The 26,278-nt window shown below is 41.7% G+C and carries 31 protein-coding genes and 2 pseudogenes; 5 read left to right on the top strand and 28 right to left on the bottom strand.

The genetic code is table 11. The features are described from left to right. The 8 genes and pseudogenes from ACLB09_RS08870 to ACLB09_RS08905 all read right to left on the bottom strand — a co-directional run bounded on the left by ACLB09_RS08870 (window position 1) and on the right by ACLB09_RS08905 (window position 5,889). Window positions 1-780, bottom strand: a complete 780-nt coding sequence (locus ACLB09_RS08870) for an alpha/beta fold hydrolase (protein ID WP_410769449.1) — start codon at window positions 778-780, stop codon at window positions 1-3. Window positions 781-868: 88 nt separating this feature from the next. Further along, window positions 869-1,306, bottom strand: coding sequence for a GNAT family N-acetyltransferase (locus ACLB09_RS08875; protein WP_410769451.1), 438 nt, complete (start codon window positions 1,304-1,306; stop codon window positions 869-871). A gap of 118 nt (window positions 1,307-1,424) precedes the next feature. Then, on the bottom strand, window positions 1,425-2,342 hold the full coding sequence (locus ACLB09_RS08880; protein WP_410769452.1) for an AraC family transcriptional regulator: 918 nt from the start codon (window positions 2,340-2,342) through the stop codon (window positions 1,425-1,427). A 192-nt stretch (window positions 2,343-2,534) separates the two neighbouring features. Then, the gene (locus ACLB09_RS08885; RefSeq protein ID WP_410769454.1) at window positions 2,535-3,065 is read right to left on the bottom strand and encodes a hypothetical protein; all 531 of its coding nucleotides are present in this window, start codon (window positions 3,063-3,065) and stop codon (window positions 2,535-2,537) included. Between the two features lie 326 nt (window positions 3,066-3,391). Continuing rightward, complete coding sequence (locus tag ACLB09_RS08890) at window positions 3,392-4,036, bottom strand: pyridoxamine 5'-phosphate oxidase family protein (protein ID WP_410770062.1); 645 nt, start codon at window positions 4,034-4,036, stop codon at window positions 3,392-3,394. Window positions 4,037-4,046: 10 nt separating this feature from the next. Continuing rightward, a pseudogene (locus ACLB09_RS08895) lies at window positions 4,047-4,256 on the bottom strand (hypothetical protein); the annotation flags it as partial. 183 nt (window positions 4,257-4,439) lie between these two features. Continuing rightward, a complete protein-coding gene (locus ACLB09_RS08900; protein WP_410769455.1) occupies window positions 4,440-4,583 on the bottom strand; it encodes a hypothetical protein in 144 nt (47 codons plus the stop codon). 184 nt (window positions 4,584-4,767) lie between these two features. Beyond that, window positions 4,768-5,889 carry a glycosyltransferase family 4 protein gene (locus ACLB09_RS08905; RefSeq protein ID WP_410769456.1) on the bottom strand — a complete coding sequence of 374 codons (1,122 nt, stop codon included), beginning with the start codon at window positions 5,887-5,889 and terminating at the stop codon, window positions 4,768-4,770. A gap of 218 nt (window positions 5,890-6,107) precedes the next feature. Here ACLB09_RS08905 and ACLB09_RS08910 point away from each other — a divergent pair, with 218 nt between their 5' ends. Continuing rightward, window positions 6,108-6,488, top strand: coding sequence for a YmaF family protein (locus ACLB09_RS08910; protein ID WP_410769457.1), 381 nt, complete (start codon window positions 6,108-6,110; stop codon window positions 6,486-6,488). 26 nt (window positions 6,489-6,514) lie between these two features. On the opposite strand, the gene ACLB09_RS08915 is transcribed toward ACLB09_RS08910, so the two are convergent. The 20 genes and pseudogenes from ACLB09_RS08915 to ACLB09_RS09010 form a co-directional block, all read right to left on the bottom strand. Then, window positions 6,515-7,084, bottom strand: a complete 570-nt coding sequence (locus ACLB09_RS08915; protein ID WP_410769458.1) for a GNAT family N-acetyltransferase — start codon at window positions 7,082-7,084, stop codon at window positions 6,515-6,517. Between the two features lie 145 nt (window positions 7,085-7,229). Further along, window positions 7,230-7,715 carry a hypothetical protein gene (locus ACLB09_RS08920; protein ID WP_410769459.1) on the bottom strand — a complete coding sequence of 162 codons (486 nt, stop codon included), beginning with the start codon at window positions 7,713-7,715 and terminating at the stop codon, window positions 7,230-7,232. A 126-nt stretch (window positions 7,716-7,841) separates the two neighbouring features. Beyond that, window positions 7,842-8,045: a zinc ribbon domain-containing protein gene (locus tag ACLB09_RS08925; protein ID WP_410770063.1), complete on the bottom strand. Its 204-nt coding sequence runs from the start codon at window positions 8,043-8,045 to the stop codon at window positions 7,842-7,844. Window positions 8,046-8,305: 260 nt separating this feature from the next. Then, window positions 8,306-8,770, bottom strand: a complete 465-nt coding sequence (locus ACLB09_RS08930; protein WP_410769461.1) for a hypothetical protein — start codon at window positions 8,768-8,770, stop codon at window positions 8,306-8,308. A 29-nt stretch (window positions 8,771-8,799) separates the two neighbouring features. Next, window positions 8,800-10,734 (bottom strand): ABC transporter permease, encoded by a 1,935-nt coding sequence (locus ACLB09_RS08935; protein ID WP_410769462.1) that lies wholly within the window; start codon window positions 10,732-10,734, stop codon window positions 8,800-8,802. Then, on the bottom strand, window positions 10,709-11,479 hold the full coding sequence (locus ACLB09_RS08940; protein WP_410769463.1) for an ABC transporter ATP-binding protein: 771 nt from the start codon (window positions 11,477-11,479) through the stop codon (window positions 10,709-10,711). Before ACLB09_RS08940 ends, ACLB09_RS08935 begins: the two co-directional genes overlap by 26 nt. Before the next feature lie 380 nt (window positions 11,480-11,859). After that, on the bottom strand, window positions 11,860-12,867 hold the full coding sequence (locus ACLB09_RS08945; RefSeq protein ID WP_410769464.1) for a sensor histidine kinase: 1,008 nt from the start codon (window positions 12,865-12,867) through the stop codon (window positions 11,860-11,862). Next, complete coding sequence (locus tag ACLB09_RS08950) at window positions 12,864-13,568, bottom strand: response regulator transcription factor (protein ID WP_410769465.1); 705 nt, start codon at window positions 13,566-13,568, stop codon at window positions 12,864-12,866. The genes ACLB09_RS08945 and ACLB09_RS08950 overlap by 4 nt, the downstream gene beginning before the upstream one ends. A gap of 64 nt (window positions 13,569-13,632) precedes the next feature. Further along, a complete protein-coding gene (locus ACLB09_RS08955) occupies window positions 13,633-13,986 on the bottom strand; it encodes a VOC family protein (protein WP_410769466.1) in 354 nt (117 codons plus the stop codon). 32 nt (window positions 13,987-14,018) lie between these two features. Continuing rightward, window positions 14,019-14,468: an Imm6 family immunity protein gene (locus ACLB09_RS08960; RefSeq protein ID WP_410769467.1), complete on the bottom strand. Its 450-nt coding sequence runs from the start codon at window positions 14,466-14,468 to the stop codon at window positions 14,019-14,021. A gap of 23 nt (window positions 14,469-14,491) precedes the next feature. After that, window positions 14,492-14,887 (bottom strand): DUF6508 domain-containing protein, encoded by a 396-nt coding sequence (locus ACLB09_RS08965; protein ID WP_410769468.1) that lies wholly within the window; start codon window positions 14,885-14,887, stop codon window positions 14,492-14,494. 85 nt (window positions 14,888-14,972) lie between these two features. Continuing rightward, window positions 14,973-15,512, bottom strand: a complete 540-nt coding sequence (locus ACLB09_RS08970) for a histidine phosphatase family protein (RefSeq protein ID WP_410769469.1) — start codon at window positions 15,510-15,512, stop codon at window positions 14,973-14,975. A gap of 49 nt (window positions 15,513-15,561) precedes the next feature. Further along, the gene (locus ACLB09_RS08975; RefSeq protein WP_410769470.1) at window positions 15,562-16,182 is read right to left on the bottom strand and encodes a hypothetical protein; all 621 of its coding nucleotides are present in this window, start codon (window positions 16,180-16,182) and stop codon (window positions 15,562-15,564) included. A gap of 133 nt (window positions 16,183-16,315) precedes the next feature. Next, window positions 16,316-16,560: pseudogene (locus ACLB09_RS08980) on the bottom strand (macrolide family glycosyltransferase); the annotation flags it as partial. 36 nt (window positions 16,561-16,596) lie between these two features. Continuing rightward, window positions 16,597-17,031, bottom strand: a complete 435-nt coding sequence (locus ACLB09_RS08985; RefSeq protein ID WP_410769471.1) for a GNAT family N-acetyltransferase — start codon at window positions 17,029-17,031, stop codon at window positions 16,597-16,599. Window positions 17,032-17,146: 115 nt separating this feature from the next. Continuing rightward, complete coding sequence (locus tag ACLB09_RS08990) at window positions 17,147-17,536, bottom strand: hypothetical protein (protein ID WP_410769472.1); 390 nt, start codon at window positions 17,534-17,536, stop codon at window positions 17,147-17,149. 334 nt (window positions 17,537-17,870) lie between these two features. After that, window positions 17,871-18,380 carry a P-loop NTPase family protein gene (locus ACLB09_RS08995; protein WP_410769473.1) on the bottom strand — a complete coding sequence of 170 codons (510 nt, stop codon included), beginning with the start codon at window positions 18,378-18,380 and terminating at the stop codon, window positions 17,871-17,873. A 233-nt stretch (window positions 18,381-18,613) separates the two neighbouring features. Next, on the bottom strand, window positions 18,614-19,345 hold the full coding sequence (locus ACLB09_RS09000) for a creatininase family protein (RefSeq protein WP_410769474.1): 732 nt from the start codon (window positions 19,343-19,345) through the stop codon (window positions 18,614-18,616). 435 nt (window positions 19,346-19,780) lie between these two features. Continuing rightward, window positions 19,781-20,335 (bottom strand): DJ-1/PfpI family protein, encoded by a 555-nt coding sequence (locus ACLB09_RS09005; RefSeq protein ID WP_410769475.1) that lies wholly within the window; start codon window positions 20,333-20,335, stop codon window positions 19,781-19,783. Window positions 20,336-20,842: 507 nt separating this feature from the next. Beyond that, on the bottom strand, window positions 20,843-21,160 hold the full coding sequence (locus tag ACLB09_RS09010; RefSeq protein WP_410769476.1) for a hypothetical protein: 318 nt from the start codon (window positions 21,158-21,160) through the stop codon (window positions 20,843-20,845). A gap of 595 nt (window positions 21,161-21,755) precedes the next feature. Between ACLB09_RS09010 and ACLB09_RS09015 the strand changes: the two genes are divergently transcribed. The 4 genes from ACLB09_RS09015 to ACLB09_RS09030 all read left to right on the top strand — a co-directional run bounded on the left by ACLB09_RS09015 (window position 21,756) and on the right by ACLB09_RS09030 (window position 26,268). Next, entirely contained in the window at window positions 21,756-22,277 is a 522-nt protein-coding gene (locus tag ACLB09_RS09015; protein ID WP_410770064.1) for a MauE/DoxX family redox-associated membrane protein, read from the top strand. Window positions 22,278-22,288: 11 nt separating this feature from the next. Then, a complete protein-coding gene (locus ACLB09_RS09020) occupies window positions 22,289-22,843 on the top strand; it encodes a thioredoxin family protein (RefSeq protein ID WP_410769477.1) in 555 nt (184 codons plus the stop codon). A 240-nt stretch (window positions 22,844-23,083) separates the two neighbouring features. Continuing rightward, window positions 23,084-24,922 (top strand): ABC transporter ATP-binding protein, encoded by a 1,839-nt coding sequence (locus ACLB09_RS09025; RefSeq protein ID WP_410769479.1) that lies wholly within the window; start codon window positions 23,084-23,086, stop codon window positions 24,920-24,922. Beyond that, entirely contained in the window at window positions 24,907-26,268 is a 1,362-nt protein-coding gene (locus ACLB09_RS09030) for an ABC transporter substrate-binding protein (RefSeq protein ID WP_410769480.1), read from the top strand. Before ACLB09_RS09025 ends, ACLB09_RS09030 begins: the two co-directional genes overlap by 16 nt. Window positions 26,269-26,278 lie beyond the last annotated feature (10 nt).

The raw sequence follows: 26,278 nt of genomic DNA on the forward strand, positions 1-26,278 counted from the left end.
TCAAATCCTTGCCAAAAAATCTTTCACAGCTTGATAAAGCTCTAAAGGTTCATCATCACGTATCGTATGCCCACTTTCAGGAAACTCAATCAATTCGGTATTTGGTCTTCGTAGAGTCATTTCTCTGGCATGTTCTGTAGTCATAACCCATGTTTTATGACCATGTAGTAGTAGTGCCGGACACTTAGAGGATAACCAATCATCCCAGTGATCGCCATTAAGTAGTTGTTGAGATAATACCATATCCTGATAATTAAACCTTAAGCCCCATCCATCCGAGAATTCTACTAAACTCTCCAAAAAATATGTATCATCCTTAAATCCTTTTACTTTAAGAAAATTTCTAAAAGAACGTACAGTCGGAAATCGCTCCGGCCAATCTAAAACAAAAGACAAATCATCATTTACAACGGCACCTATATCCTCAATGATTATGGCTTTTACTAACTTAGGATAAAGGGCAGCAATCTGATATGCATTAACTCCACCAAGAGAATGACCATATAAAACAACCGGCCCAATGCCTAACATGTTTATTAAATCAACTGTATCCTGAATATAGGTGGATCTATTGTAATCAACAGATCGATCGCTCCAACCATGTCCTTGTTGATCAATGGATATTACTCTCCATGCGGAACCAAGCGCTTCCGACAAACCACTAAACATAGTATCCCTTCCAAAATGACCGTGGAGGGCTACTACTGGGGATCCAGAACCTTGAAAATCCAAGTAAGAAATAGTTTTACCATTAATCTCATGAGAATGTCTTATATACATCTATTTCTCCTCCAGTTTGATACCTATGTATTTTTTGCCGATCTTTCATATAGCGTATAATTGTCTGAACTTCGTCCATAATGATTCATTATAAGTTCTTATTTAAAAATACCAATCTCTCTATCTCCGTAAACCCAAACTTCTTATAAAATGCTTCTGCGGGAATATCTCTATCCGTTAATAACGTTATGTTACTTATCCCAATGGATTCAAGTTCTTTTATTAAGAGTCTCATAAGTGCTGATCCTACTCCAGTTTTTTGCTTCACTGTACTTACACACATTTCATTTATAAAAAACTCGTTTCCACTCCACCAACGCCTAGAAACACCAAAGATAAATCCAACAATCTCTTCCCCTTCTGCGGCGGTAAATCCAATAAACCCAGGGGTATTTGTGAAATCACTTAAATATTGATATGCAGTTTCTGTAGTCCATTGATCATTCCATGGTTCTTGATTAAATACACCGATAAAAGTATCAGTACACTTCAAGAGGTCATTTCTGTCGTATGATTTAAGTTCCATAGCATCAACCATCTCTTTCGGATAAAAATTAATATGTTTATACTTTTCTATTCACGAAACGACCCAGCCCTTGATAGTTCTTATCTTATCTTAGGCTGGGCATCTGAAAAGCTCTCAATTACGTTCTAATCTTAATAGGAATGTATAGATCGACTTTGGCTTTTCCTTCCGGATCATCAGATGGGTTATTCATGCAAAATTCAAGACAATGTCTTTCATCCGGATCATATTCACTATTAGGTAACCATTGACCAAAAATGCTCTGATAGATTAAACCCAATTTATCTATGGTGTCGTAAAAAGAGTATAGTCCATAAAGGCCACCCGGTAATGTTCTAAATTCAATTCCCTGAGTAGTATCTCGTGAAAAACCCGGGGGAATAGTTACACAAGCATCATATCGACATTCGTATTCTTCCGTCGTTTCAGGATCGTCTATCGAAATTCCAATGAAGTATTGATCAGGCGGAAATAATCCGTTCTGCCCTGCCCAGGCCCCCAAAAGATCCCAAGCCTTATAGGTGTCCAAATAACTTCCGACATGCCTAACGAATCCAACCTCGAAATTAGGCAGTTCTTTAATAGTGATATTCATTTCCCATATCCTCCTTAAAAATTTGTTTTTACTACTTCCATGATACAAAGGAGGACTTTCGATCTCTTCCTGTTTATTGCTGACATATATTGAAATGTTGCTATTCGTCTTTAAAGCTTTTCTTATTTCGCTTGGTGTCTGGTTGAACCGTTTCTTAAAGGCGACATTGAAATTCGAGGCAGTTTCAAAACCGCATAAGTTCGAAATTTCCAGAATCGACTTGTCGGATTCAGCTAAGTATTTTATGGATCTATTCAATCGTACTTTAATTAAGTACGCTGACGGCGGCATACCAACAATCGAATTAAAGATTCTGGCAAAATGATATTTAGAAAAATGGGAGATTTCTGCCATTGCTTCTACTGTGATTTTCTCTTGAAGATTGTCTTGAATATAATTAATAACTTTATCAATACGATTAACATAATGATTCCTATTCATTATATGTCTTAAGTCCTTTCGCTGATATCATATAACCTTTCTTTGTTTTTTATTCCATCGCATCAATTACGCCTAAAGTTCTTGTAATAGCGAAACAACCCAGCCTTGAGATAGCTCTTATCTTAGGTGCTGATGGGTTGTTTGTTGTCTGAGCTTTTTTCCATGATTATAATTATTTCATATCTTTTAAAACTAACTTCCATTATTGCATAATATGCATCCATGACATGACAAGTAAATATCATGTTTCTCGCATTTTGGATAACCCTTAGGAATCGTAGGATAATTATCGCCTTCTTCAATTTCGGACCATTCTAAATAACTATCCATATTTATACTTTCTTTATCAAACGCATTAATCATTAACCGAAACTGCTTTAAGCATCCTATTACCCAATCTTTCCGTGGTTCGTAACTTAATCTTTCCCATCCCAAACCATCAACCGCGCCTGAAATAGTGCGCAAAAGAAATCCTTTTTCATTTTCGAAATGGTCTTCAGTCCAAGGCATTTCATCAATATCAAAGCCAACGGTCCCGATACCTACAACGGATTGATCTTGCTGCCCTAACCAAATAATCAATTCTTTTTCTCGGCTAGTCTCGGCTAATATGGAACCGCTAATCACTAGTACCTCAATAAAAACCGAAGTTAATCCATTAGACATTTTGAATGACTCAACTAAATGTTCTAAATTACTTGGCATCGATATTCTGTTTCCCATGCTCTTGTTCCTTTCTTTCCTCTCTAATCCCAGTCCATATAAAAATTCACCGCTAACTTTTCCTGTCCGCATTCTGGACAATCGAGTGAATAATTGTGAAGATGATCAATAGGCTTTGACGGCATTGAAGCTTTACAGCGAGGACACACATAACTGTTAGTATAGGTTCGGGTTTCTGATCTCATATGTAAATAAACTTCAAATAAACTCTCTGATTCGTTGTCGAACGTTATCCTCTTTATACCATTCCAGGATGGAACTCAAATTGATGTATCTGAATCCAATCCCCATAAACTCAACCGCCTCTCAAGACTCCTTCGAATCGCTTAATATAGCCTCTTTGTATAACTTTCATGTAATGAGCTAGATACTTCTTCTTCCGATAATCCTAATTGCTTGGCATGTACAGATATCATTTGAGGTATATTGGGCAGTTCCTTTTTATCTATCCAGGAATCCGGATCCCACAAGCTCGATCTTTTAAAGGCTTTAGCGCAATGAACATAACATTCTTCAATAATCACGCCTAATCCAAGCAAAGGTGTCTTCCCCCTAACTTGCATTTGATTTAATAACTCTTTTTCTTTTATTATCCGCGCTCTTCCATTGATTCTTAAGGTTTCTTCAAGTCCCGGTATAACAAATATCAATCCTACCCTTGGATTTTTCAATAGATTTCTCATCGTATCGATTCTTCTATTGCCGGGCCTTTCGGGAATGACCATTCTCTGATCATCCAAAATATGTACGAATCCCGGTTCATCTCCACGCGGAGAAACATCGCAAAATCCCTGGTCATCCGATGATGATATGAACAGTAAAGGAGAATGGGAAATAAACTCCTTACAATGAGAGTCCAAATAATGAATGACTTTATTTTTTGCAAGTTCACTCGGATATCCGATTAATTCCCTGATCTCGTCCTCCGATTTAACAATGTCATCAAAATCAAGCATCTGATTTGCTTCCATCATTTTCATTTCACTCCTGCACCGGTTTCCTATCACGTTTAGGTATTGTATAATGCCATATTAATTTGTCCGATTTCATCCTCACATTTAAAGCCAAATTTATTATATAATCTAATTGTATTGACATTTTGTTATCTACCGCAAGAAAACTCCGCTTGGCCCCATGGCTCCTACCCCAAATCATACTTTCTTCCATTAATTTAAAGCCGATCCCTCGGTTTTGGAGTTTCGGATTTCTTTATTGGTTTCAAATATAGAAATATCCTCATTCCAGAAGTCAACGAATTGGCTTACAACATTAAACCCTATACCCTCCAACAGAGGAACAATTTCCGGATCCAAGAACTCAATGTAGATTCTTCTCGGTTCATTAGCCAATAAAGAATCAACCTTACACTCTAACTCATGGAGTTGCATTAGAAAAAACCTCTATGCTTTTAGCAGCCCATAAAATATGTTCCCCACTGTTTATTTGAATTTCTTCAATATCTAAATATCTCATCGAAGTGTATTCATATGTTTGAGCATCTTTAAGTAACTCTTTCACATCATACCTCCAATTCAATTATTTTGAGCAGTTTCACCTAACGTCTACTATTCATAAAGAACCCAGCCTTAAGATAGCTCTTACTTAGGCTGGGTTCTTTGTTGTCTGAGCTTCTTTCCATGATTATACATCCGACAGACACGAGACGGTAGCCTCACTTTAAGCGGAAACGGGAGAGCGCCCCTTACTTCCTAGTCCTAAACACCTCTTCAATAACCCTCTTTAAAGAGTAACCTGCACGGTTCCAAGAATGGCTAAGCACATCTTTACGGCCTCGCTGTCCTTTCATCAGACATAGTTGAGGATTTTCATAAGCTCTCCTCATCTGTCGTCTTAAGCTTCCCTGATCCGCCTCCGCCCACAGCTGGCCTTTTTCCGAGAACAGGTTGCGAAATTTGCGCGATATGGAAGATTTACGATTCATGCTGGCAGCAGGAGGACGCAATTTATATTTTACTAGGAAAGAATTATGTTCTGTGAGATAGTCCATGTGTCCACCCCAACCCGTTGTAATGACTGGAACGCTACTGGCAAGCGATTCTAAAAACGGCAAGCCAACACCTTCACCTCGCGTGGGAAGAACAAAGGCATGCCCCTTGGCATAAATGCTTCTAAGAGACTTAGTAGCTAAATAACGGGTAGATATCTCGATTGGGGCTGTACTTTTGCTAAAGTTCAATCCCGCTTTATAAGCTTGTATTTTCCTGCGTATCCATTGTTCATTCTCGTTAGGCGAATATCCGTTTGTTTTGATGATTAGTCGGACATTATCCGCAGAGGAAAATTCCTCCCAATAAGCTCTCAATAGAGCTTCGGGATTTTTACGGTGCTGGAATCCGAATATTGAAATAAAAGTGAATTTCTCTTTTGCAATTTTAGAAGGCATCCTCTTCTTGGTGGGTGTATACATTTGCGAGCGCACACCATGCGGAACAATATAAATGGGAACTTTAATTCCGCTATTAAGCATGGCTTGCTTATTCTGAAGAGAGGGTACACATACGGCATCCACTTGATTGATTGGTCTGATCCACCTTCGCGGGATACGAGTCGTCTCCCAAACCGTGTTTATAATTATTTTCCCGTAACGTTGTCTTTCCTTCTTAATATTAAGCATACTGGGCGAGTGATGATAGATCAGAACCTTTCGATTCTTCGGGAAATGAGTGCTTTGTCCTCCCTGTTCACCGAGTGTAACATTGACCCCTAGTGCTCTCAACGCCCTCACATATTCCCTGCTTGCAATTCCAAGACCCGAACGCCTGTTAACAGGCCCTTTCCAAACGACCTGATAAGAGGATGTCACCTGCTGCTCACTCCTGTTTTTCCGCTTGATTCAGCCTTTACCTTGACAGACATACATTCAACTCCATTTACAAAAAGTGTTGCAATAGGATATGCGGGTGCACAGCAAAAGCTACGGGCACCCACCTGAATAAATGAGTCCAAATGGACGATTGCCCATAACAGAATACCGGCATATTCCATAATCTAAATTAACTTAGTTTAGTTAAGGAGATGCTTATGGAAATTCCAATTACGGGTTTTGTCCATTGTTCAGACGATTCTGACGGTCAGCATTCGCATAAACTGTATATCACCTCATGGAACGGCAGACCTGTTCATGTTCATTCATTTTCAGGCGTTACTTCCTTCGATGTTGGCCACGCACATAAATACGCAGGAGTTACCGAGCCGGCGCCAACCGGTGTGCCGCATGTTCACGAGTATGAAACTGAAACTACGTTCAATGACGGCCACACGCACCTAATAAGGGGTACGACTGGAAATGCGATACCTCTGCCTGGGGGAGGTCATTTTCACTATTTTGAAGGCATCACTACAGTAAACGGTAGAATTCCGCATGCACATGCATATCAGGGAAGAACCGGGAATGAGGATTAATAATGAATAAGGATGATTTTTTCCTGTTAGCCTTCCAATTGCTCATATTCTTCCTTGGTCATGCCAAAGAGAATTTCATCGTGATATCGGCCGTTGGTATAAACGATTTGTCGGCGAATTCCTTCTTGAACACAGCCTAATCTCTTCATCATCATCGCCGAAGCATCGTTTCCTTCAAGAACGGAGACATTAAACTTATTCAGTCTGCGTTCGAAATAGGCGTATCTTAATAGAATTTTCATAGCTCTGGTGCCATAACCTTTACCCCGCTGATCCTGATTAATCTGTATGCCAATGCCAAAGGTTCCGTTTCTCTCGTCAATACCGCAAAGATTAATTCCGCCCAGATTTTCGCCATTTAAAGTTTCAATGGTAAACATGATTCTCTCGTTACTCTTGGGAAAATCCGCAAATTGTTCCGCAAAACTTTTCGCTTCGGCGATCGTGGGAGGCAGTTCCACTGCATAATCAAGCAACCTGCGTGCGGGTGTGTCAAAACGATTGTTATAATGTTCTTCCCAGTCCTCGGGTTGCACAGCCCGCAACCGAACTACCCCGTCCTGCCAGAAATAATTATCGAGTTTAATTTCCTTCATGGACATCCCTCCGGTTAGATTCTCTAGGCATCTCCCACGGATTATACATCCGACTTTTAAAGGAGTATATGTCTTCCTCGGTTATAATTCTTTTTTCCCCGGACCACAGGTACCAAGGCGTTAAGATTAAGCTCCTTTGGCCGTATTAAAAGTTGCCGAACAATTCCTTTAAGATCTTCTCTTTTAGCTCCGGACTGCATTGCTCTAACATTTGATATAATTTTCCGGCATATAAAGAAACATAGGAAGGGTCGATCTTGGCGCTCTCCTCAAAAAAACCTTCCGGGTATTGATTGACTGCCAAATCCCTTTCATCCACTGCACCCAAATACTCGAATACGTATTGAAAAGATTGATTTTGAATCAGTTCATCAACAACCTGTTCAATTCTATCCCGGCTTACACGGTCGACGATAATTAAAGGGCTGCTCCCGCACCAGTACGCTCCGTTCAGGCAATGGCCCTTTTCACTGTAGTCCTGTCTTATAGACTCAATGCATTTGATCGTATAAAAATTTGAAATCCATTTCGTAGAATCCGGGAAAGTCACGGTAACATCAACCTGGGAATCCTCCGGATCTTCGATCCATGCCTCCGCCCCGATTTGAATATATCGTTTCAGTGTGAACATTAAATCCCCCCTTAAAATATTTAACGATTCGGATCTGGCCGCTGCTAAGGTTATAGATGACTCGTTACGCTTCCAAAATAAAAGAGCAGCCAAGTCCATAGGGTCAGTGGCTGCCTTTATTTGGGGTTATCCAAAGAATAAATCAAGAATGTTCGATCCCGCCGACGATTGTTTATTGTAGAACTCCGAGTATCCGCAATTCCCGCAGTACACAACGATAAATTGATTGTGCTGAATATCGAACATTTTGGAGAGGCCCGTGCCGGTCATGGCGACTTCTTTCGTCTTAGCCTCCCTGCTCCCGCATTTGATGCACCCTTTATTATTCATCATCTTTCACTCCCTGTATATAATGATTTCTAATACGTAAGAACCGTATGTTAAGTTGCATTAATGACAACTGAAAAGAAATATTCGTGTTGCGACGAAAAAAGGCAGGCCATTTGATTCAATGGGCTTGCCTTTTTGTATTGATGCTCAAACAAGATCGATTCAAATCAGCGTAGATACAACATAGGTCGTCGTCGTGTCCGTTTTCAGGAAAATGGACTGAATGCTTAGCAAAAGCAGGGTCTATCCGATATAATTGCTCAACGCCATTCGCCCGTAGGCTTGAAGCGGCAGAAGCAATCGTGCTCCGCACGGGTGCGGTTTAACAGCAGGAGTGAACTTAACACGATTGGCCCTATCGCGACACCGATATGCGATAGGTTGAAGGTAGCCTGCAACACCGGCGGGGTTTCCATTCCCTCTACCGCATACAGAAACGTCGGCATTGGCTCGGAAGGAGCAGCCCACCACATGGCTGCGATGCCGATCACCGTTCCGATCAAGCCGATACACAGATTTACCCTACGCGAAGCATAGTATAAAGGAAGCGCAAGCAGTCCGAAAGCGGCGTAGTAGAACAGAGCTTCACCGGATTGAAAGAACTGGTGAATCACGCCTACCGCAAGCAGAATAGTCAGCCGGCGGACATACAGTCGAAGCCGGGGCTTGCCGTTCTCGCTCTTTGCAGCGGACCGGGATAAGAACATAGCGGCAGACTGGTTCATTTCTATTTTCCTCTCACGAAAAGCGGGCTTTACACCATCGTTTTATTGACCGCTTTGATATAGCGGGCTCTTACAACCAGAAAATACACGGTCTGGATAGCGAGAAAGGCTGCCGAGGCGGTCAACACAGGGACATAGACGGGACTCATCGAATTCATCATCTCCATGACCGGCCCGAGCACCACCAGCGATTGAAGCGTCGCCACCGCGATCGGAATAAAGAACAAAACGGCTATCTGAATGGTCGCCGAGACGTTCATTTCCCGGCTGCTTAGCCCGATTTTCGACAAGGAGCGATACATCACCGCATCGGCGGAGAGCTCCGTATGCAATTTAAAATAGAGAAAGCTTGCCGAAGAGACCGAGAATATCAGAGCGATAAAAACACCGATAAAACTAAAGAGCGAGAAGGTTTGTTTAAAGGAATAGTAATTTTCCGCCCGGGATTGAAGGAAACCTCCATGATCTCCGCTTCGGTTCCACTCGGCCAGTTCAAGGCCCAGCTTCGTTTCCGGATCCTCTTTGCCTGGAAACTTGCCAGAATCGGGAGCCATAAAGACGGTGGTATTTTGAATGTAATCCCCCCAGGCCTCATGTTCCCGCTTCAGTCGCTCAAACTCCTCATCCTGGATGACCAGCAGCTTCCCCGTATAGGATAGAGAAGCGACTTTTTCCGTACGGGAAACAAACCGGAACGCATACGTCGAGTCAGCAATTCGAACATCCATGGTATTCCCTTGAGGGGGGTATTTACGTTCCCTTTCCGGAGTTTGTACCAGTACCGATTCGGTTTGCCCGAGTTGTTCCACCGGGTCGATTGTCATGACCGATGCCAAGTGGTTAAACTGACTTTGCGAGATCAGCACGGTCTTCTCTTTCCCCGCCGCGTAGCTGTTGTCTGAGATCAAATTCACCTTCGCCACACGATATTCCACGCCTTCTGAGCCGAGAGATTTCTCGATGTAGGCAAGGTCTTTCTCGGCCTTCTTTTGATCCCCATCGCTGTAAGTCGTGTATCTAAAATTGAACGGGTTGCTCATATAGGAATCCCTGATCGCTTGCTGGGAAGCCAAAACAAATCCGGTGCTCATGCATGCCAAAGCAACGACGACAGTCACGAGAAAAAGCATTCGTGCGTTATCCTTCAACTTATAGCTCATCTCGGAGATCCACAGCAGATTCGTGCCTTTCCAGGCGGCACTACGGCTGCGCTGCAGCTTTTTTACAATCCAGACGGATAGCTGGGAGTAGAAAAAATACGTTCCGGCGATCCCGGTGACGGCCGCGATCAAAAGTCCGAGCTCATCGAGTTTCTTCCCATGGAGAGCCCAATACCCGGTCGCGAGCAGGGCGATGCCGAGCAGGAAAGTAAAAACGTTCGCTTTCGGTTCTTTTTTCGGCTTGCTACTCCCCGTGAGCAAATCCAGCACTTGGCGTTTCCGGATAAACATTAATGTAAACAAGGAAATAAACAGAAACAGCAGAATAAATGCTCCGGCGGTCAGCAGGATCGCTTTTGCGGGCCAGTAAAAGGGCAAGTCGTCCAAATCGATTACTTTGGTACTAACGAGCAGAAACACTTTGGACAATATCAAGCCAGCCGCGATTCCCGTCACGATCGCCACGGCGCCGATCAGTATATTCTCAAGGAAGATCAACAGGTTGATTTGGCGGGATTCCGCACCCAGGATCGTCAGAATGCCGAATTCGCGGTTACGCGACTTCAGAAACACGCTGATGGAATACATCACGAAAAAGAAGGCAAATACATAGACGATGGCTGTCGCGATACTCATGCCAACCCGGGTCATGTTGCCCATTTCGGAGTTGGCGATTTTCGGGTGATACACGAATACGGCATAAGTGAAAAATATCATGACCATAAACGAGCTGCTCAGCAGATAGGCGACATAAGCTCGCGCATTGCGGCGGACGTTGTTAAACGCGAATTGAGGAAAGTTCACTCGTATTCCCTCCCCAGAACGACAGCATATCGATGATTTTTTGAAAAAAAGCCTGACGGTTCTCGCCGCGGTGAATTTCCGCCGCCAGTTTTCCATCCTTGATAAAAACGATGCGGTTGCAGTAGCTGGCCGCCACCGGGTCATGCGTGACCAGCATCAGCGTCGTTCCGTCCTTCTCATTGATCTCGGCCAGCGACTCCATGACCGCCCGCGAGGATTGGGAATCCAGCGCGCCGGTCGGCTCGTCCGCCAACAGCATCAGGGGCGATCCGATAATGGCACGGGCAATCGCCGTCCGCTGCCGCTGGCCTCCCGAAATTTCGTAGATGCGTTTGTTCAAAATACCGCCGATCCCAAGCTTGGATGCCGTTTGCTTAAGCAGGCCATCCATTTCTTTTAACGGACGTCTGTCCAGCGTAAGCGGAAGGACGATATTTTCGGCGACGGTAAGCGTATCGAGCAGATTGAAATCCTGAAAGACGAAGCCGAGCTGTTTACGGCGAAAATGGGCGAGCTCTCTTTTTTTCATGTGATACGGATTCTGTCCCCCGATTCTGACTTCGCCCGAGCTGGGACGGTCAATGGTAGATACCATGTTCAGCAGGGTGGTCTTCCCGCTACCCGAAGGCCCCATGATGCCGACAAATTCCCCTTTGCGGATTGTCAAATGAATATCGGTCAGGGCGTGCGTTGCGACTTTGCCCGTATAGACTTTGTTTAATGCTTTCACTTCGAGAATATCCAAAGCTTAAGCAGCTCCTTTCTGTTCTGTGTTCAAATTATATACTAACTTTACGACAGTTCATCATTGGGCTGCCATCGGTTTAGGTGAACCGAACCTTACATTTGCGATAAGGTTATGTTCGTATTTTTGTTCGCTTAGCGCCTAATGGCTGAAAAAATAAGAACCCTTTGTGCTTCTATTTCTGCGAATTTGCTTCTTTCCCGTAAAATAGCGACGTTTTTGGGTCTTATATGGAGACAAGCCCGGAAATAGGTGCCTTTTCACCCTCGGTATGCAATAATAACGGCTAAAATGGCCCTATTTTATGCACCTTTGTTTTTTCGAGCTCAATAAGGTCCTTTTTTGCCGTTATTTCCGAAGCTAAAAAAAACACACCCTCCTCAGGATGTGCCTTCATTGTTGTTCTGCGCTTTGCGCAAAGTTAAGCTGATCGTAGTTCCTTCACCGGGCGTGGATTCCAACTCGACATCATGGTCTAACATTCCGGCGATTTCCCGCACGAGATAAAGCCCCATGCCGGTCGATTCGCGGTACTGTCTTCCCCGCTCTCCCGTGAAATACGGATGAAACACCCGGTCGATGTCCTCCGGGGCAATCCCGATGCCCTCGTCGCGAATGCGGAGCCTGATGTACTCTCCGGCGTCCTCCGCGGACAGGACCACTGCTTTGCCGGGACCGCCGGAATAGTTCACCGCATTGGTTAAAATCTGGCCCAGCATGAAGCGAAACCATTTGGCATCCGTAAAGACGCGGACCTCATCGCTGATATCGAATTTTGGCGTGATTCCCTTGCGGATGAACAGCGTGCGGTTTTCCACGACGGCTTCCCTTGCCGCACCGAGCAGTCCGACGGCTTCGACCGCAAAATCCTGTTCGAAATGCTCCAGGCGGGCGGTATGGAGAACCATATCCAATCCTTTTCGGATCCGTTCAAGTTCTTCGCGGATGCTCTCGGCCGGCTCGTCCTCCACGTCCGAGAGCGTCAGTTGAATGACGGAGAGCGGCGTTTTCATCTGATGGACCCAGCGGTTCATGAAGGTAAAGTGTTGCTCGGTTCGGCTTTGGTGCCGATGAAGCTGTTCGCGGTACAGCTGCTCGTATTGAGCGAGCCGCTCATGAAAAGCCCCTGGCAGAGCAGCCTCTCCCAGTGGCGGATTAAACAATTCTTCCGGAGGCTCCTCCGCAGAAAGAGATTTATACATCGCCCTGTGCGTGAAATACCGATAAGCGAGATAGACCGCCAGCACCGAAACGCTCAACAGAATCCCGTACAGGATGATCCGCAACGGTCGTCCTTCACCCGTTAACCCGTAAACGAAAGGGACAAGCAGCATTTGAACGGTAAAAAACAGAATAAGCGGCAACTGCTCTTTCCAGAATAGCTTCATACCGGAGGATCCGCTTCCGCGACAATCCGGTAGCCGGCGCCACGGACCGTCTCGATATGTGCTCCCGCTGCCAGCTCTTTCAGCTTCCGGCGCACCCTCGTAATATAGACATTCAATGTATTGTCGTCGATAAAATGCTGATCCTCCCACATCATGTCCAGCAAACGTTCCCTGCTGACGACCCGACCGCCTTTTTCCATCAGCATCGCCAGCAGCTCGGCCTCTTTTTGCGTAAAATCGGTCGTTCTCCCTTCGCAAGACGCTATATAGCGCTCCGGATAGAGCACGATCCCCGCATATTCGATTCTCCGCTCCTGCTCCTGCCCGGATGCGTATGCGCCCACGGCGCGGCGGAGCTGGCTGCGGATTTTGGCCATCACAATCTCCATGTCAAACGGCTTTGTAATGTAATCGTCCGCCCCGTTCTCCAGGGCTAAGACCTGATCCATCTGACCGTCGCGCGCCGAGATAAAAATAATCGGACAGAGCGACTTCGCCCGAATTTGCCGGCACCAGTAGAATCCGTCAAACTTTGGAAGATTCACGTCAAGCAGTACCAAATCAGGCTTCGTTTCCAGAAATGTATCCAACACCAGGCTGAAATCCTCAACAAGCCGCACGTCGAAATCGTATTTCATCATGGATGAACGCAGTTTGTCAGCGATCTTTATGTCATCCTCCACAATGAGGATCCTATGCATCCTAAATCCATCTCCTTTCCGTGAAACACCCTGTCTTATTCACTATGAATTATTGATTTCATTACTATAGACCCTTTCCTCCGATTCCCAACTCGTTCCCGTCTAAATCTCGAATCGTGAATTTCCGGGTTCCCCATGGCGTATCAAACAAAGGTTCAACGATCTCAACCTTGTCCTTTAAGAAACCCCAGAGTTCATCCACATTATCAACCTCAAAGTTGAGTCTGCCAAGCGACTTTTCATTCTTTACTTCCATTATTGCAAATTTTGCGCCTTCTGCAGATTTAAAATCATAATAGGTAGGGCTTTCAACGGGCCAGCCGCCATCATTTTCAAAACCCAAAATCTCTTCGTACCATTTCAATGCCTTGGTTATATCAGATACATTTACTCTCACGTGATTAAGCCGTGTTTTCATTATGTCATCCATCTCCTTAGCTAAATTCCTATTCAATAACATACATTTTCAGCAAAATACTCTACGCACCCCATTACGTTTCCATGTACCTTCAAATTTCTATTAAGGAAAATAACGAAATCCTCGATTTTTTCAAATATAATACCTTCGATCACCTGTGGTACATATTTTTGATGTTCCATCCGATATGCCAAACTACATAGCGCACATACAATATCGGTAAATAAAACCCATATGGATGATTCTTCTTCAGATATCCCTTCCATACAACTAAATTCGACGATATCGTATCCATCCTCGGAATCAATAGTTCCGTAGATATCATCAGCGGTTATCTCTTTATTCGTTATCCATTCTTTACATAAATCAATAACGCGTTGTCCCTCATTATAAGACTCTTTATCGTTCATTTTGTCCTGATAAGCCTTTAATAGAAATTCCGCAGTAGTTAATAACTTATTATATTGTTCTGTTGAATTCATTATTTCAGTGCCTCTCTTGTTCTCTACGATTCATCTTCCAATTCCTGAAGTCTTAATATTATGTTTGTAACATGTCCCTTTAAAATCGCAGCAATAAACAGACCTTCATTAAACCGATCACCACGAATATAGCTAGTCATTAATTTCCTAAGCGTTTCTAAATCCGCGTTCATAATTATGTCTTTTATATGATTGTTTATATCTTTAAATTCACTATGGTCGTTAATCCATTGCACCCAGTCAAAAACTAATAGAAATTGGGTATCATTTAGCTCTTTTCTAAATTTGCTGACCTCTGGACTCTCTACCCTATAACCGTTTACTTCAGTAAAAAAAGTACTATCGGCATTCTGAAAGAACTCAAGGTAATTTATTAATTTATTTATCTCTTCATTTGTAACACTTTCATTGTATAACATGGCTTTCTCCATTCGAAAATCTTGGTTTTCTTATTTTATGTTGTACTTATTTTTATACGGTATTGTACTATTTCCTCTTCCTAAGCTACTTCCAAATTCGCTCTATATTGCTCTTTCCTTGATCTATTTTCAATACATATACATCGGGGTTACTCATTGCTTTCCAATCTTCAAATCCAAAATCCTTATGATAATTTCCTATCATTAAAGCTAGTAGATTTCCGTGTGTTACTAGAGCAACTGTTTCTTCTTGCTTTATTAGCGCTTCGTTTATTACTTCTAATCCTCGTTTTGCAGCCTCAATTGAGGATTCTCCGCCCTCAAACCACAAATTATGATCTTCAAATGTTGCCTTTAGTTTGTCCACCCAGTCAGGTAAATCCCATGAACTAAGGACCCTTTCCCTTAACCTTGAATCAATTCTTATCGGGATTTTATATAGATCTGAAAAAATTTGAACTGATTTAATGGCCCTTAAATAGGGACTTGCATAAATTTGGGTTATGCCTTTATCACTCAACCACTGAGACAGAATCTCCGATTGTTTATATCCTTCTGATGTCAAATCTGCATCGGTCTCTTGACCATAGGCTTTGCAATGTCTGATGAGATAAATCGTTCTCATAGTTATCACCTTTCGGTTTGCTGTGAATGAAAGTGTCCACTTTGCTGACTTATAAATAGGTTAGCCATGCCGGTTCTGCTCCGTAAAGGTCGTCGATCGCCGCAACGATCCGCTTCTCGATAGCATCATAAGCCGCAGCGATATTCTCATTCTGGTGATCAACGTCGATTTGACGAGTAACCCGGTACGGTCTCAGGTTGGAATGAGCAGCTGGGAGGTCAAAATCATGCCTCCACAATGGACCTTCGATACTGCCCACGCATGAGACCTCCGCGCTGAACTTACCACGAACAAAGGTTAGCTTTATGAGATGGTGATGGTTGGTCACCCTCGTTATTGTGTAAACTCCGCCATTGCTATATTTCGCATTGTAGCTGAATCCACGCTTCAAAAAATGGCGATGGATCGCCTTTTTTACCGATAATGATTCTACGGCGCAATCCTCTTTCACCAGTGGCTCCAGTTGATATGGATAGTCAACGCCGACCAGATTCCCCGCTTCGTAGCACGACTGCACGATCCGCTCCCCAACAATCATCTTTTCAAAAATAGCTGCAGCCTCCTCCTCATTCGAGGGGAAGCAAAATACGCGTTCGTGGTAAATCTCTCCGATAGACTCCAAAAATTGACGTTCGTTCTCTTTCAACTCCAGTTGTGAAGTACAGTCCACGATATCACCAAGCTCCACAATCGCATCCAGATAATTCGCTCTTCCCGATATACGCCAATCACTCTGAAACCGAATGCACGGCGATGGATAGTCGCTCCATCCTGGTATACATGGCGCAAACAACCTAGTATAGGATATCCACATCATATTTTTCTTTCACCATGTCCGTCAGGCTTTGAAATTTATCCTTTATAGGTTTAATCATTTCTGTAGGAACGTTTTATAAGGGGCAGGAAGCTTAAGAATTTAAGCAAGCAAAAAGCCGTTGATTCTTTCGAGCAAATAATCTCTGCCACCTGAGATGAAGGCTTTTATAGATTTTTGATCATCAAATGTTCGAACTACAGCTCCCGTCAACTCAATACGCTTCCGATAAGCTAAAACGCGGGTCACTCTCGCCACCCCTTCAAAGATTTATTCCAAGTCCTTATTGAATACCTGCTCTTCCTCTTGGTTATAGCCTGCTTTTTCATATGTTTTGATAGCCTTTGTATTCTCTAATCCTGTCAAAATTTTTATATGCTTTACTCCTGAATTCTTAAACAACTCTTCTAATAGTTCTATCATCATTACAGCCAAGCCATTCCTTCTTGCAGCTTCTTGTACGTACATTTCCGTAATTTCGGCTTGATGCTCTGCATAGCAAAATGATTTATAGATCTGTCCACAAGAAAATCCAACAATTTTCTCTTCCAGTACAGCCACCACAATAGTTTCTCTTTTATTTAATAGATCAGTTTCTACATCTTCTTCCCTTCGCTGAACCCCGTTAAATTGATAATTCAATTCTACCAAAGACGGTATATCCTCTTTCACTGCTACGCGAACGAATAATTTAGGATCTGACAACGATGCCCCTCCTTGATAGGTTTTATCGTTAATTCGCCTAACGTCTCTCGCATTCACGAACCCTCACCACACCTTAAAGGAGACCAGGAGGCTTAGTTAATCTTTTCAATTGTTTTTAAATAATTGTTGTCATAAGTACTTCGTATTTGATGTGGCCTGATCCCTTAAATATGACAATGTATTTCATATCTTTAGTAACTTCAAAACCAAGGCTTTCATTTTGATATATTCTTACTGCATATTCCTTTTGAGAGGAAAAGTCCCTAACCTTTTTCAACTCAATACTCGATAATTCATCAAATATATTTTCCATGATTTCCTTATCTGTAATGGATATTTTTGAATAGTCTGAATATCTTTCAATTGTAATCTTCAATATTTCGTCTTTGCGTAATTCATCTAAAATTTCTTTTTGAAATGAAGTGTATTTAGCTTTGTCTAAAAAATACAAGGTTCCAATAATCACAATCACAAAAGAAAGAAAAATTATTGCACTTCTTTTCAATATTGCACCACGTCTCCTCTAATTTTATTTATGAATAAGATATTTTAGATTAATTAAGCAAGAATTGAAAAAATGATTCCGTGTTCACGACGTCCCACCACCTTAAGCCAATATAGTGGGCGGCCGCGGTGTGGTTAGGTGGTTGAATGTGTCCTGTCTAGGAATCAACTTCCCTGACTTATCTTCCGGGACCGAGAGGCGGCTTGTCCGCCGATGCGTGAATACATTGTTGAGTGAACACATTGTTATGTGGAGATCAATCTCTTCTATGAATATGCCACCAAATACAGTTGTAAAGAGCAATTCATTTCGATATTCAAAGTTCATTATATCTTTACTTGGAAAAGTTTTTAAAATAGTTATTTACTTCCTTGGGCTTTCTGAATATAACAATATTCTTACTTCCCTTGTACTTCTCAAAAACTTTATTTATTCGCTTCCGTTGATTCTTCCTGAAATTCCATACGGATTTAATAAATTTATAATCAATACTTTCTAAACATTCCTTCCCCATGTATTCTCCAGTTTTACCATGATTTAAAATTGTCCTTTTTATTACCCTATAAAGACATAGATATCGTGGAAAATCAAAAAAGTAAACGGTGTCCGCAAAAGGTACTCTAAAATCCAATGTCCTTCCATAGTTTCCATCCATGATGTATGTTTCTTGAAGTAATAAATTTTCAAGTATTTCATCAAACTCCTGATTACTACAACTGATCCATCCTGGTTTCCAGTAAAATGAATCTAAATGAATTACAGGTAAGCCTGATTCTTTGCTAAGTCTTGATGAAAAAGTTGACTTACCGGATCCGGGACAACCAATGACTAACACTTTTTTCATTTCTTCCTCCAGAATAACTTTCATTAAAATATTGCTACGATTTTACCTAACGTTGTTGTATCCATGAACCCTCACCACCTTAAGATTTGAAGGGTCGGTCGCGACGCGGTTTGGTGGTGTAGTCTGTCGCCTGAGTTCACCTCTTTGAAATCCCTCTCGACAACCGAGGGTCTCGTTAGAGACCCGGTGCGTGAATATAGCGTTATGCGAAGGAACTTGACTTCCATGATTAACTATCTAAGTTCAGTAAATATTTTTATTACTCGATTTATTGTCTCTTTCCAAAGCTTCTCCCCAAGTTCTTTAGATGATCTAGTTGGGTCTCCAATAACACCGGTACTCGAATACTTTGTAAAATCTAGTTCCGGATCTCCCCAATCCGGCTCACTATTCATCGGATTTGAAATTAACTCATGTCTTATACTTTCTGGTCTTTTAAATAAACCAATAGATGTAGTAAAACTATCTGCATGACCACCTGGAATATTAGAATCTTCATATGTACACCAAACATCATAAAATGGATGTCTTGGATTGTAGATCTGAATACTCTTCTTGTAAGAAGTATGTAATTCATTAATTACATTGTCTAAATTATGACCTCCGCATCCTCTCCAAACAATGAATTTCTTAAAGTCTTGTTCTACCAGAGAAACTATTATTGATTTAATAACTTCTTCATATACTGATTGTGGAATGTTTATATAACCTGCTCTATAATTTCTATGTTCCGGTGTTGGTCCAAAAGGCATCGTAGGTAGCACTAATCCTTTAAAATTATGTATTCGGTTAGCTTCTTTTGTTGCCTCGACCATTAATGTCTCAGCAAACCATGTATCAAAGTCTACCGTTGTATGTGGTCCTTGCTGTTCAGTACATCCTGTTGGGATTATTACTATGTAATCCTGCTTTGCTTTTTCTTTAATTTCTAAATAAGTTAAGTTTCCATAACAAACTTCTGTCATCTTTATACACTCCATATTTTCTGATTTTTAAGTTCTTTTGCATAACGTTGTAACTCTCGCAAAGAAAGAGAAGAGGATAAAACAATGAAGATTATAATCTCACAACCAAATCATGAATCTGGAGTACCGATCTATATATCTAGGAATGATTTAAGAAGTTGGGCTATAGATCTAAAGACACAGGAATTTGAGATGATAGATTAATGTGTTACATTTCAGGAAGGCGCGAGCATCATATAACTTTATTTTCACGCTGCGGGCCGACTTACGTTCTTGTATTAACGACGTCGATCCCCTTTGATGGTTCTTATCTTAGGGATCGATGTTTCCGCCTGATCCAGCTTCTCAGCTATCACCTAAGGCTCCAATGCAATGCGTGAATATGATGTTATGTATGTTATGTGTAGTTATTGTCATCGTGTATATTCATTCAAATTATCTTCCAAGATACCAATTAGAATCGAATTCTAAATTTAATAATTCTCCAAAACTCTTCCCAAATTCAATAAACCCTCTTCCTCTTGCGGTTAGAATATTCCCATCTTGGACTACAAGATCATTACAATAATCCTCTTCTTTAAAAACCCCTGTTGCCCTTCTCTGTTCTTCATGCATTCCAACTGTGTATTTACGGTTTTCTAACAATCCTGCTTTTGCTAATAGATATGGTGAACTTGAGATTGCTGCAATAATGAGATCCGAATTAATCAAAGAACATCTTTTAATAAATTCTACCAAATCTCTATTATCATAAAGCGTTGAAATTTCCATGCATCCAGGAAGCAATAAACTATCTAGAGTCTTTATATCTACATCATAGATAGTTGTATCAGAAATGCATGTTAAATCCGATTCACCTGTTATTGGTTCAGAAGTGATCCCAATTGTCTTTATCGGGTGCTCCCCTTGCTTAAGTATGGATAGAGCAACAGTTAATTCATATTCACTGAACAAGGGGAACAATATCACACCAGTTATCTTTGTTTTCATTTCTTTCAATCCTTTCTTAAATTATTTGCTTTACAGTAATTACCCATAACGTTCTTGTATTCACGAAACGCACCAGCACTAGATAGCTCTTATCTTAGGCTGGTGCGTTGTTGTCTGGGCTTCTTCGATGATTATACATCTGGTTACGTAATCCATTAACATACTTATGTCATAAATGCAGTGAAAATGTCGAAAATTGAATTCTCCTCTGGATTACTTTCTAGGAGATACCCCATCTAATGTCTTAAGTATACAAATCAAATATTCTCTAGATTTATGGCTGCCTTACCAAAGCCTTGCACACCATCTACGTGGAAATGAATGTTGGATTTAGATTTAAGTAACTTCTCAATTTCATGACGGGCTGAATCGTTCCCGTCTCATTATTCACGTGCATAAAGCTCATGAGCACCGAATTTCTCTTGAAATTTTCTAATGCAGAGGTACTAACTATTATTGCACTGATACATCGAGCGACAGAATAGATATAATGCAAAAATACATCATTTATTTGTGCAGATGCCCGAATGAGCTCACTTGATGCAAAAGTACATCGTTTTTCATCGTATAAGCCAGATTTACTCCATATGCCCCGACAAATGATGCACTTTCGCAGTATTTGCCTGGAGCGCGATCGGTTTCGTTTAGAAAAGCTGCATTTTTGCACCATCTTGTCTCATCTACTCCTAAAAAGGTTAATTCAGCACCTTCAATCATCAATTGATTGCAGCAGTTATACACCGAAAAATGATTAACTTCAGATAGAATCACGTGGAAATAACTTCGGATGGTTTTAAATGGAGTAAAATTGATATCTTTTCTCATGATTCTTCAAGTATTCGGTTTTATTTCAAATTCCAGAACTGTCTATTAGATTGCGATGACCTTGTCCATACGATTTGCCTCCAAATTTATAAATTATATCCTTTTACTAAAAATCTTCAAAAACTTATTTCCCCGATGGTGGTGAATAAGCTCCATTAGTAAATCAATGCACCGCACACAATGCAGTGAAGTAAAAAGAAGAACTTCCCTTTTAATGAAAGCATGTAAATTCAATGTCGTATTATGTTGGTTTATGTATGATTTATCAAGGATCAATTCTCTGATATTCTGACCATTTTCTACATTTTTCACACTCAATTCCTCCCTTCAAACTAGCAATTAATACGTTACCTTTTTCGTTTTTGCGAGTCAATATTATCCATTTCAATCATTAATGCCCTGGAAGTTATAATTCTAAATGTTAAAAAATAGGGTGTTGACAAAATTTTGTATGCGTTTTATACTCGGTCCAAGTTTACAAATATGGTTTTATTTAGCACGCGAGACACAGGAGAATATGATGGATCGTATTCTTCATTTTTAATGCCATTTGCGCAAACGCTTGCGCAAAATAATGGGAGGGAATAGTTACTTGATGCAAATACTGGACTTAATCCGAATGGTACTGTTTACGTTGCTAATCATCGCCGCCATCTCTAAGTGGACAAGTATGAAGTCTTTTCGCAGAACCTTAAGCGGTCTGAATTTACCTTCCCCGTTTGTGCGTCTGGGAGCTTGGTTGATTCCTTTATTTGAACTGATTATCGGCATCGGGTATTTAAGCCAAACAACTCTGCTAGGATCGGTAACCGCTTTCATGTGCTTATCTATAGCCTTTCTATGGGCTAATTATACCGGACAAAAAACAGGTGTTCGCTGCCAGTGCTTCGGTAATTTAAGCAATGAACGATTCGGCATCATTTCATACATAAGAACCCTACTACTCATTACGCTCAATTTAGTTCTCTTGGTAAACAGCGCGGATATCAGTAATCACATAGCCTTTAACAACTTTCATGAATTAGCGGCAGTCGCTTTTCTCTCCCTAGGTTTCCTGCTTGTTTTAAGCCTTTTGAACATTCAGTTAGAGTATCATAAGCGCAAATCTGAAATGTAGGAGGAACAAACTTGATTAACGATACTATGATATTGACTGCCCTTTACACCCAATGGATCCTTATTCTCTTGCTTTCGATCGGTGTCATCACTCTGTTTAAGAAACATTTAGATATCAAGCTCGGCATGAGACATCATGGTATTGAAGCCGGCACCTTTTTTCCAATCTCAAGTATTCCCTCTCTATCTGAAAACAATCGCCAAATCGCCATTCAACAAGCGCAACCTACGATATTTATCATGACGGCCATCGGATGTGGAGCTTGTTCTACCCTATATCCATGTATAAATCGCGTAGCGGAAAGAAATCGTAACATTCAATTCGTGCTCATGGTCATGGGCGAACAACAAGAGGTGATTCAATTAGCTAAGAAATATGATCTATCCATTCCTGTAGGAGTGTTAACCGAGTCCATGATGGAAAGCTTGGAGACCACCATCTTTCCCTTTGCTTATGCCATATCAACGAATCATAAAGTCATCGCTAAAGGAACGATTAATACGGAAGAGCATCTTCAGTTGCTGCTGGAAAGCGATGATTTCTACGAGATCGGACAAACTGCGTAGTTCTAGTATTCAACCTACCTTATGAAAGGAGGTGATTCCTATGGGCAATTGCCAATATAGCTACTGCACTACAACCTACTGTCCGGGCTCCACAACGAAAAAGCTGCGCCACTACTACTGCGAAGGAACAATCTACTACAAATGCGAATGCTAGAATAGCACTTATACATGACAAGGGAGGAGGCCTCTCCTCCCGTTATATTCACTTATCCTATCGATATTACATAAGGAGCAAACCATATGACCGTCACAAAGACGACCATGGCAGAGAATCTCAACACCCTTATACGTATCATTCCGTTATTATGGCGAACGTCCCCAGGAAGATTAACCTTGTCCTGTGTTTGTTATGCTGTTCTTGCTTTCATTCCGCTCGCCCAAATTTGGATCGTCAAAGAAACCGTTAATTCGATAATGAAAATTATAGAAGGCCATAGTGAGCTCCGAATGGCTTATTTATTTTTATTCCTTCAATTCATCCTTATGATTGGATCGGATGCCATTCAGAGTCTTAATGAATATACGGTTGTTCAATTAAAGCAACGAGCCGCCTATTATATAGATGAACAAATCGCAATCAAAGCTTCTCGTCTACCTCTGGTATTCTTTGATAAACCTGAATACTATGACCAGCTCCAAAGAGTATCGCAAGGCATGGCCTTTCGGGGTCTAACGGTTATTAGCACGCTTATGCAATTACTCCAGCAAACGCTCACCCTTGTATGGTTCATCATTTACTTAGCACGGATTGATGTATGGTTTGCGATTGTCATGATCCTCTTGTTCCTTCCGTCATTGGTTGTTAATTTGAAGATCGGACAACGGCGTTATGCTCAGATGATGAGTCAAACCGTTGCAGAACGTAAATCTAATTATGTCATGGGATTAATGACCGGACGCTCGGCAGCAAAAGAAATGAAACTCTTTCGTCTCACCCCTTACCTGCTCCAAAAATGGAAGAGTCTCTATTGGAAAAATGCCGATGAGAAAGCCGCACTAACAAAACAATCGGAATCCAGTAGATTTTGGGCACAACTAATCATTATATTATCAAACATGATAGGCGTCGCTTATATCGTGTGGATGTGCAGTAAAGGATCTCTGTCATTAGGTGATTATGTTGCACTATCCCAAACCTTTATTACTATCCAGGCCGTCATCCATAGTGCCACTTATAATTTATCGCTCATGTATGAGGAATCCTTATTCCTGAAAGAACTTTTTCTATTTCTTGACTTCCCGGAAGAACAGCCGGAACCAGAGCAGCTTCTTGCTCCGTTCAAGTTAGACCATCAGATCGAAGTCCGTAATCTATGTTTCTCTTATCCCAACAGTGAATTAGAACGACTAAGAAACATCTCCTTCAACATTCAAGCAGGACAAACGATTGCCATCGTTGGTGAAAATGGTGCCGGCAAGAGCACCTTGGCTAAATGCCTGGTCGGACTTTATCAGCCTTGCGGCGGATCCGTTTTATTCGATGGCATCCCTATCGATGACATAGATAACGTTTCTATGAAATCCAACATTTCGGCAATCTTTCAAGATTTCGTGCAATATCAATTCTCTATTCGAGAGAATATTGGAATAAGCCATTATGAACAAATGGATAACAATCCTCTCATTTATTCGGCTGCTCACAAGGCTGATATCGAGCAGATTACCAGCGGTTCCATACATGGATTAGAAACGGAACTTGGTCCCATCTTTGAAGGCGGGCAAGAACTATCCTATGGTCAGTGGCAAAAAATAGCCCTTGCCAGGGCTTTCTTCAAAGACGCACCTATGATGCTGCTTGACGAACCAACCGCTGCGGTCGATCCGATCTCAGAGGCTTATTTTTACGAAAGGTTTGCCGAATTAGCCAGAGGAAAAACCACGCTCATGATCTCGCACCGACTTGCTTCCTGTAAGATCGCAGACCATATTCTTGTATTGAAGAATGGAGAATTGATCGAGCAAGGGGACCATGACACCCTCATCGCCTTAAATGGCGAATATGCCAACATGTTTGACCTGCAGGCGCAATGGTACGTGAATGAACATGAGGAGGAACAAAGGTTATGTTCAGAAGCTTAAGATTAAGAGGAGTGATCCTCGGCTTAGCACTGCTAATGACTTTTACAAGTGCTTGTTCGAACAAAACAGGTAACAGTACATTGGAAGGAAAATTGGAAGGCCCGCTGAAAGTCATGTATGTTCACGAAGGACTCTTTCTCCAAAAATACGGGAACCTATTTATGACCAAATACCCTAACGTAGAGCTTGAAGTAGTTAATTCGCAATGGATGTTTAATTATGCAGGCGATGATATTAATAAGGCACTGCAAAAATACATTGAGGAGCGAAAACCGGATGTCATTCTTCTGAATGAAAGTAATTTTTCGTACGCGGTAGAGAACGGCATGCTGTTTTCCTTGGATTCCGTGATCAAGCAGGATCAATTCGACCTCGAAGACATTCTTCCTTTCGTTACGGAATCGTTGAAGGAACAAGGGGCTGGAGAACTTTATGGTTTGGCTCCTACATTCTCCGGAAGTGCACTTTATTACAACATGGATTTGTTTCAGAAATATAGTATCGAATTGCCTCGAGATCGTATGTCTTGGCAGGAGATATTCACGCTGGCTGAACGTTTTCCGACGGATGAGGCTGGTGGGGAACGCATCTACGGTCTAACATCCAGCACGACATCGAGCAGCGCCATATTTGATTTATTCAACAATGTCGCTCGAACCGAAGGGCTATTCTATGCCAGTGCAGATGGAACAAGTATCACGATGGATTCGGAATCCTGGCGCACGATTTACGAGAGCATTATTAATGCCTACAAGTCAGGTGCGATTTTTGACCCGTCGAAGGATTTCTTTTCAGAGGATTTGTTTTTAAAAGGGCAAGCCGCGATGATCCTTGAAGGTTCTTATTACTTGAATCAGATCATGCAATCTGAAGATCAGAGCGGTTCAGGAATTAACTGGGGCCTTGTCACGATTCCCGTTGATCCTGCTGAACCTGATGCTACGATTGCTATGGGACTTACTGAGATTTTCGGAATTAATGCCAATTCTCCGAACAAAAAACTAGCATGGGAATTCATCAAATATATCAATGGACCCGAAGTCGCCAAGACGTTGTCACGGACAACCGATGGTTCGCTTTCCGTCAGATCTTCTTTTGTAAGCGAGATGGACGGCAGGTCATTAAGTCCTTTTTACGAATTGACCAAACCGCGTAATTTCAACAAACGTTACGAACACTTGCCTCAAGGCTTCGAGGACTCCTTCGCTGAAATTGTCTCTCAAGAGACAGTCTCTCTTCTTGAAGATAAACAAACCGTTGATGAGGCACTTCAACATATCAGAGAACGAGGTAACATGGCATTGCAGCAAGCCCATGAGAATGAAGCAGTTACCAGGAAAAAGTAAAGGGAATATC

Origin of the sequence: Fontibacillus forbon (genome assembly GCF_046559655.1) — a bacterium.
Lineage (GTDB): Bacteria > Bacillota > Bacilli > Paenibacillales > Paenibacillaceae > Fontibacillus.

Coding starts and splice junctions, on each gene's coding strand:
- ACLB09_RS09025 (WP_410769479.1), top strand. CDS start 23,084: ATGACCGTCACAAAGACGACCATGGCAGAGAATCTCAACACCCTTATA.
- ACLB09_RS08960 (WP_410769467.1), bottom strand. CDS start 14,468: ATGAATTCAACAGAACAATATAATAAGTTATTAACTACTGCGGAATTT.
- ACLB09_RS08890 (WP_410770062.1), bottom strand. CDS start 4,036: ATGGAAGCAAATCAGATGCTTGATTTTGATGACATTGTTAAATCGGAG.
- ACLB09_RS08950 (WP_410769465.1), bottom strand. CDS start 13,568: ATGCATAGGATCCTCATTGTGGAGGATGACATAAAGATCGCTGACAAA.
- ACLB09_RS08920 (WP_410769459.1), bottom strand. CDS start 7,715: ATGTTCACACTGAAACGATATATTCAAATCGGGGCGGAGGCATGGATC.
- ACLB09_RS09000 (WP_410769474.1), bottom strand. CDS start 19,345: ATGACAGAAGTTTGTTATGGAAACTTAACTTATTTAGAAATTAAAGAA.
- ACLB09_RS08995 (WP_410769473.1), bottom strand. CDS start 18,380: ATGAAAAAAGTGTTAGTCATTGGTTGTCCCGGATCCGGTAAGTCAACT.
- ACLB09_RS08880 (WP_410769452.1), bottom strand. CDS start 2,342: ATGAATAGGAATCATTATGTTAATCGTATTGATAAAGTTATTAATTAT.
- ACLB09_RS08970 (WP_410769469.1), bottom strand. CDS start 15,512: ATGAGAACGATTTATCTCATCAGACATTGCAAAGCCTATGGTCAAGAG.
- ACLB09_RS09030 (WP_410769480.1), top strand. CDS start 24,907: ATGTTCAGAAGCTTAAGATTAAGAGGAGTGATCCTCGGCTTAGCACTG.
- ACLB09_RS08875 (WP_410769451.1), bottom strand. CDS start 1,306: ATGGAACTTAAATCATACGACAGAAATGACCTCTTGAAGTGTACTGAT.
- ACLB09_RS08945 (WP_410769464.1), bottom strand. CDS start 12,867: ATGAAGCTATTCTGGAAAGAGCAGTTGCCGCTTATTCTGTTTTTTACC.
- ACLB09_RS09005 (WP_410769475.1), bottom strand. CDS start 20,335: ATGAAAACAAAGATAACTGGTGTGATATTGTTCCCCTTGTTCAGTGAA.
- ACLB09_RS08885 (WP_410769454.1), bottom strand. CDS start 3,065: ATGGGAAACAGAATATCGATGCCAAGTAATTTAGAACATTTAGTTGAG.
- ACLB09_RS08930 (WP_410769461.1), bottom strand. CDS start 8,770: ATGAACCAGTCTGCCGCTATGTTCTTATCCCGGTCCGCTGCAAAGAGC.
- ACLB09_RS08955 (WP_410769466.1), bottom strand. CDS start 13,986: ATGAAAACACGGCTTAATCACGTGAGAGTAAATGTATCTGATATAACC.
- ACLB09_RS08925 (WP_410770063.1), bottom strand. CDS start 8,045: ATGAATAATAAAGGGTGCATCAAATGCGGGAGCAGGGAGGCTAAGACG.
- ACLB09_RS08915 (WP_410769458.1), bottom strand. CDS start 7,084: ATGAAGGAAATTAAACTCGATAATTATTTCTGGCAGGACGGGGTAGTT.
- ACLB09_RS09015 (WP_410770064.1), top strand. CDS start 21,756: ATGCAAATACTGGACTTAATCCGAATGGTACTGTTTACGTTGCTAATC.
- ACLB09_RS08910 (WP_410769457.1), top strand. CDS start 6,108: ATGGAAATTCCAATTACGGGTTTTGTCCATTGTTCAGACGATTCTGAC.
- ACLB09_RS08965 (WP_410769468.1), bottom strand. CDS start 14,887: ATGTTATACAATGAAAGTGTTACAAATGAAGAGATAAATAAATTAATA.
- ACLB09_RS08870 (WP_410769449.1), bottom strand. CDS start 780: ATGTATATAAGACATTCTCATGAGATTAATGGTAAAACTATTTCTTAC.
- ACLB09_RS09010 (WP_410769476.1), bottom strand. CDS start 21,160: ATGAGAAAAGATATCAATTTTACTCCATTTAAAACCATCCGAAGTTAT.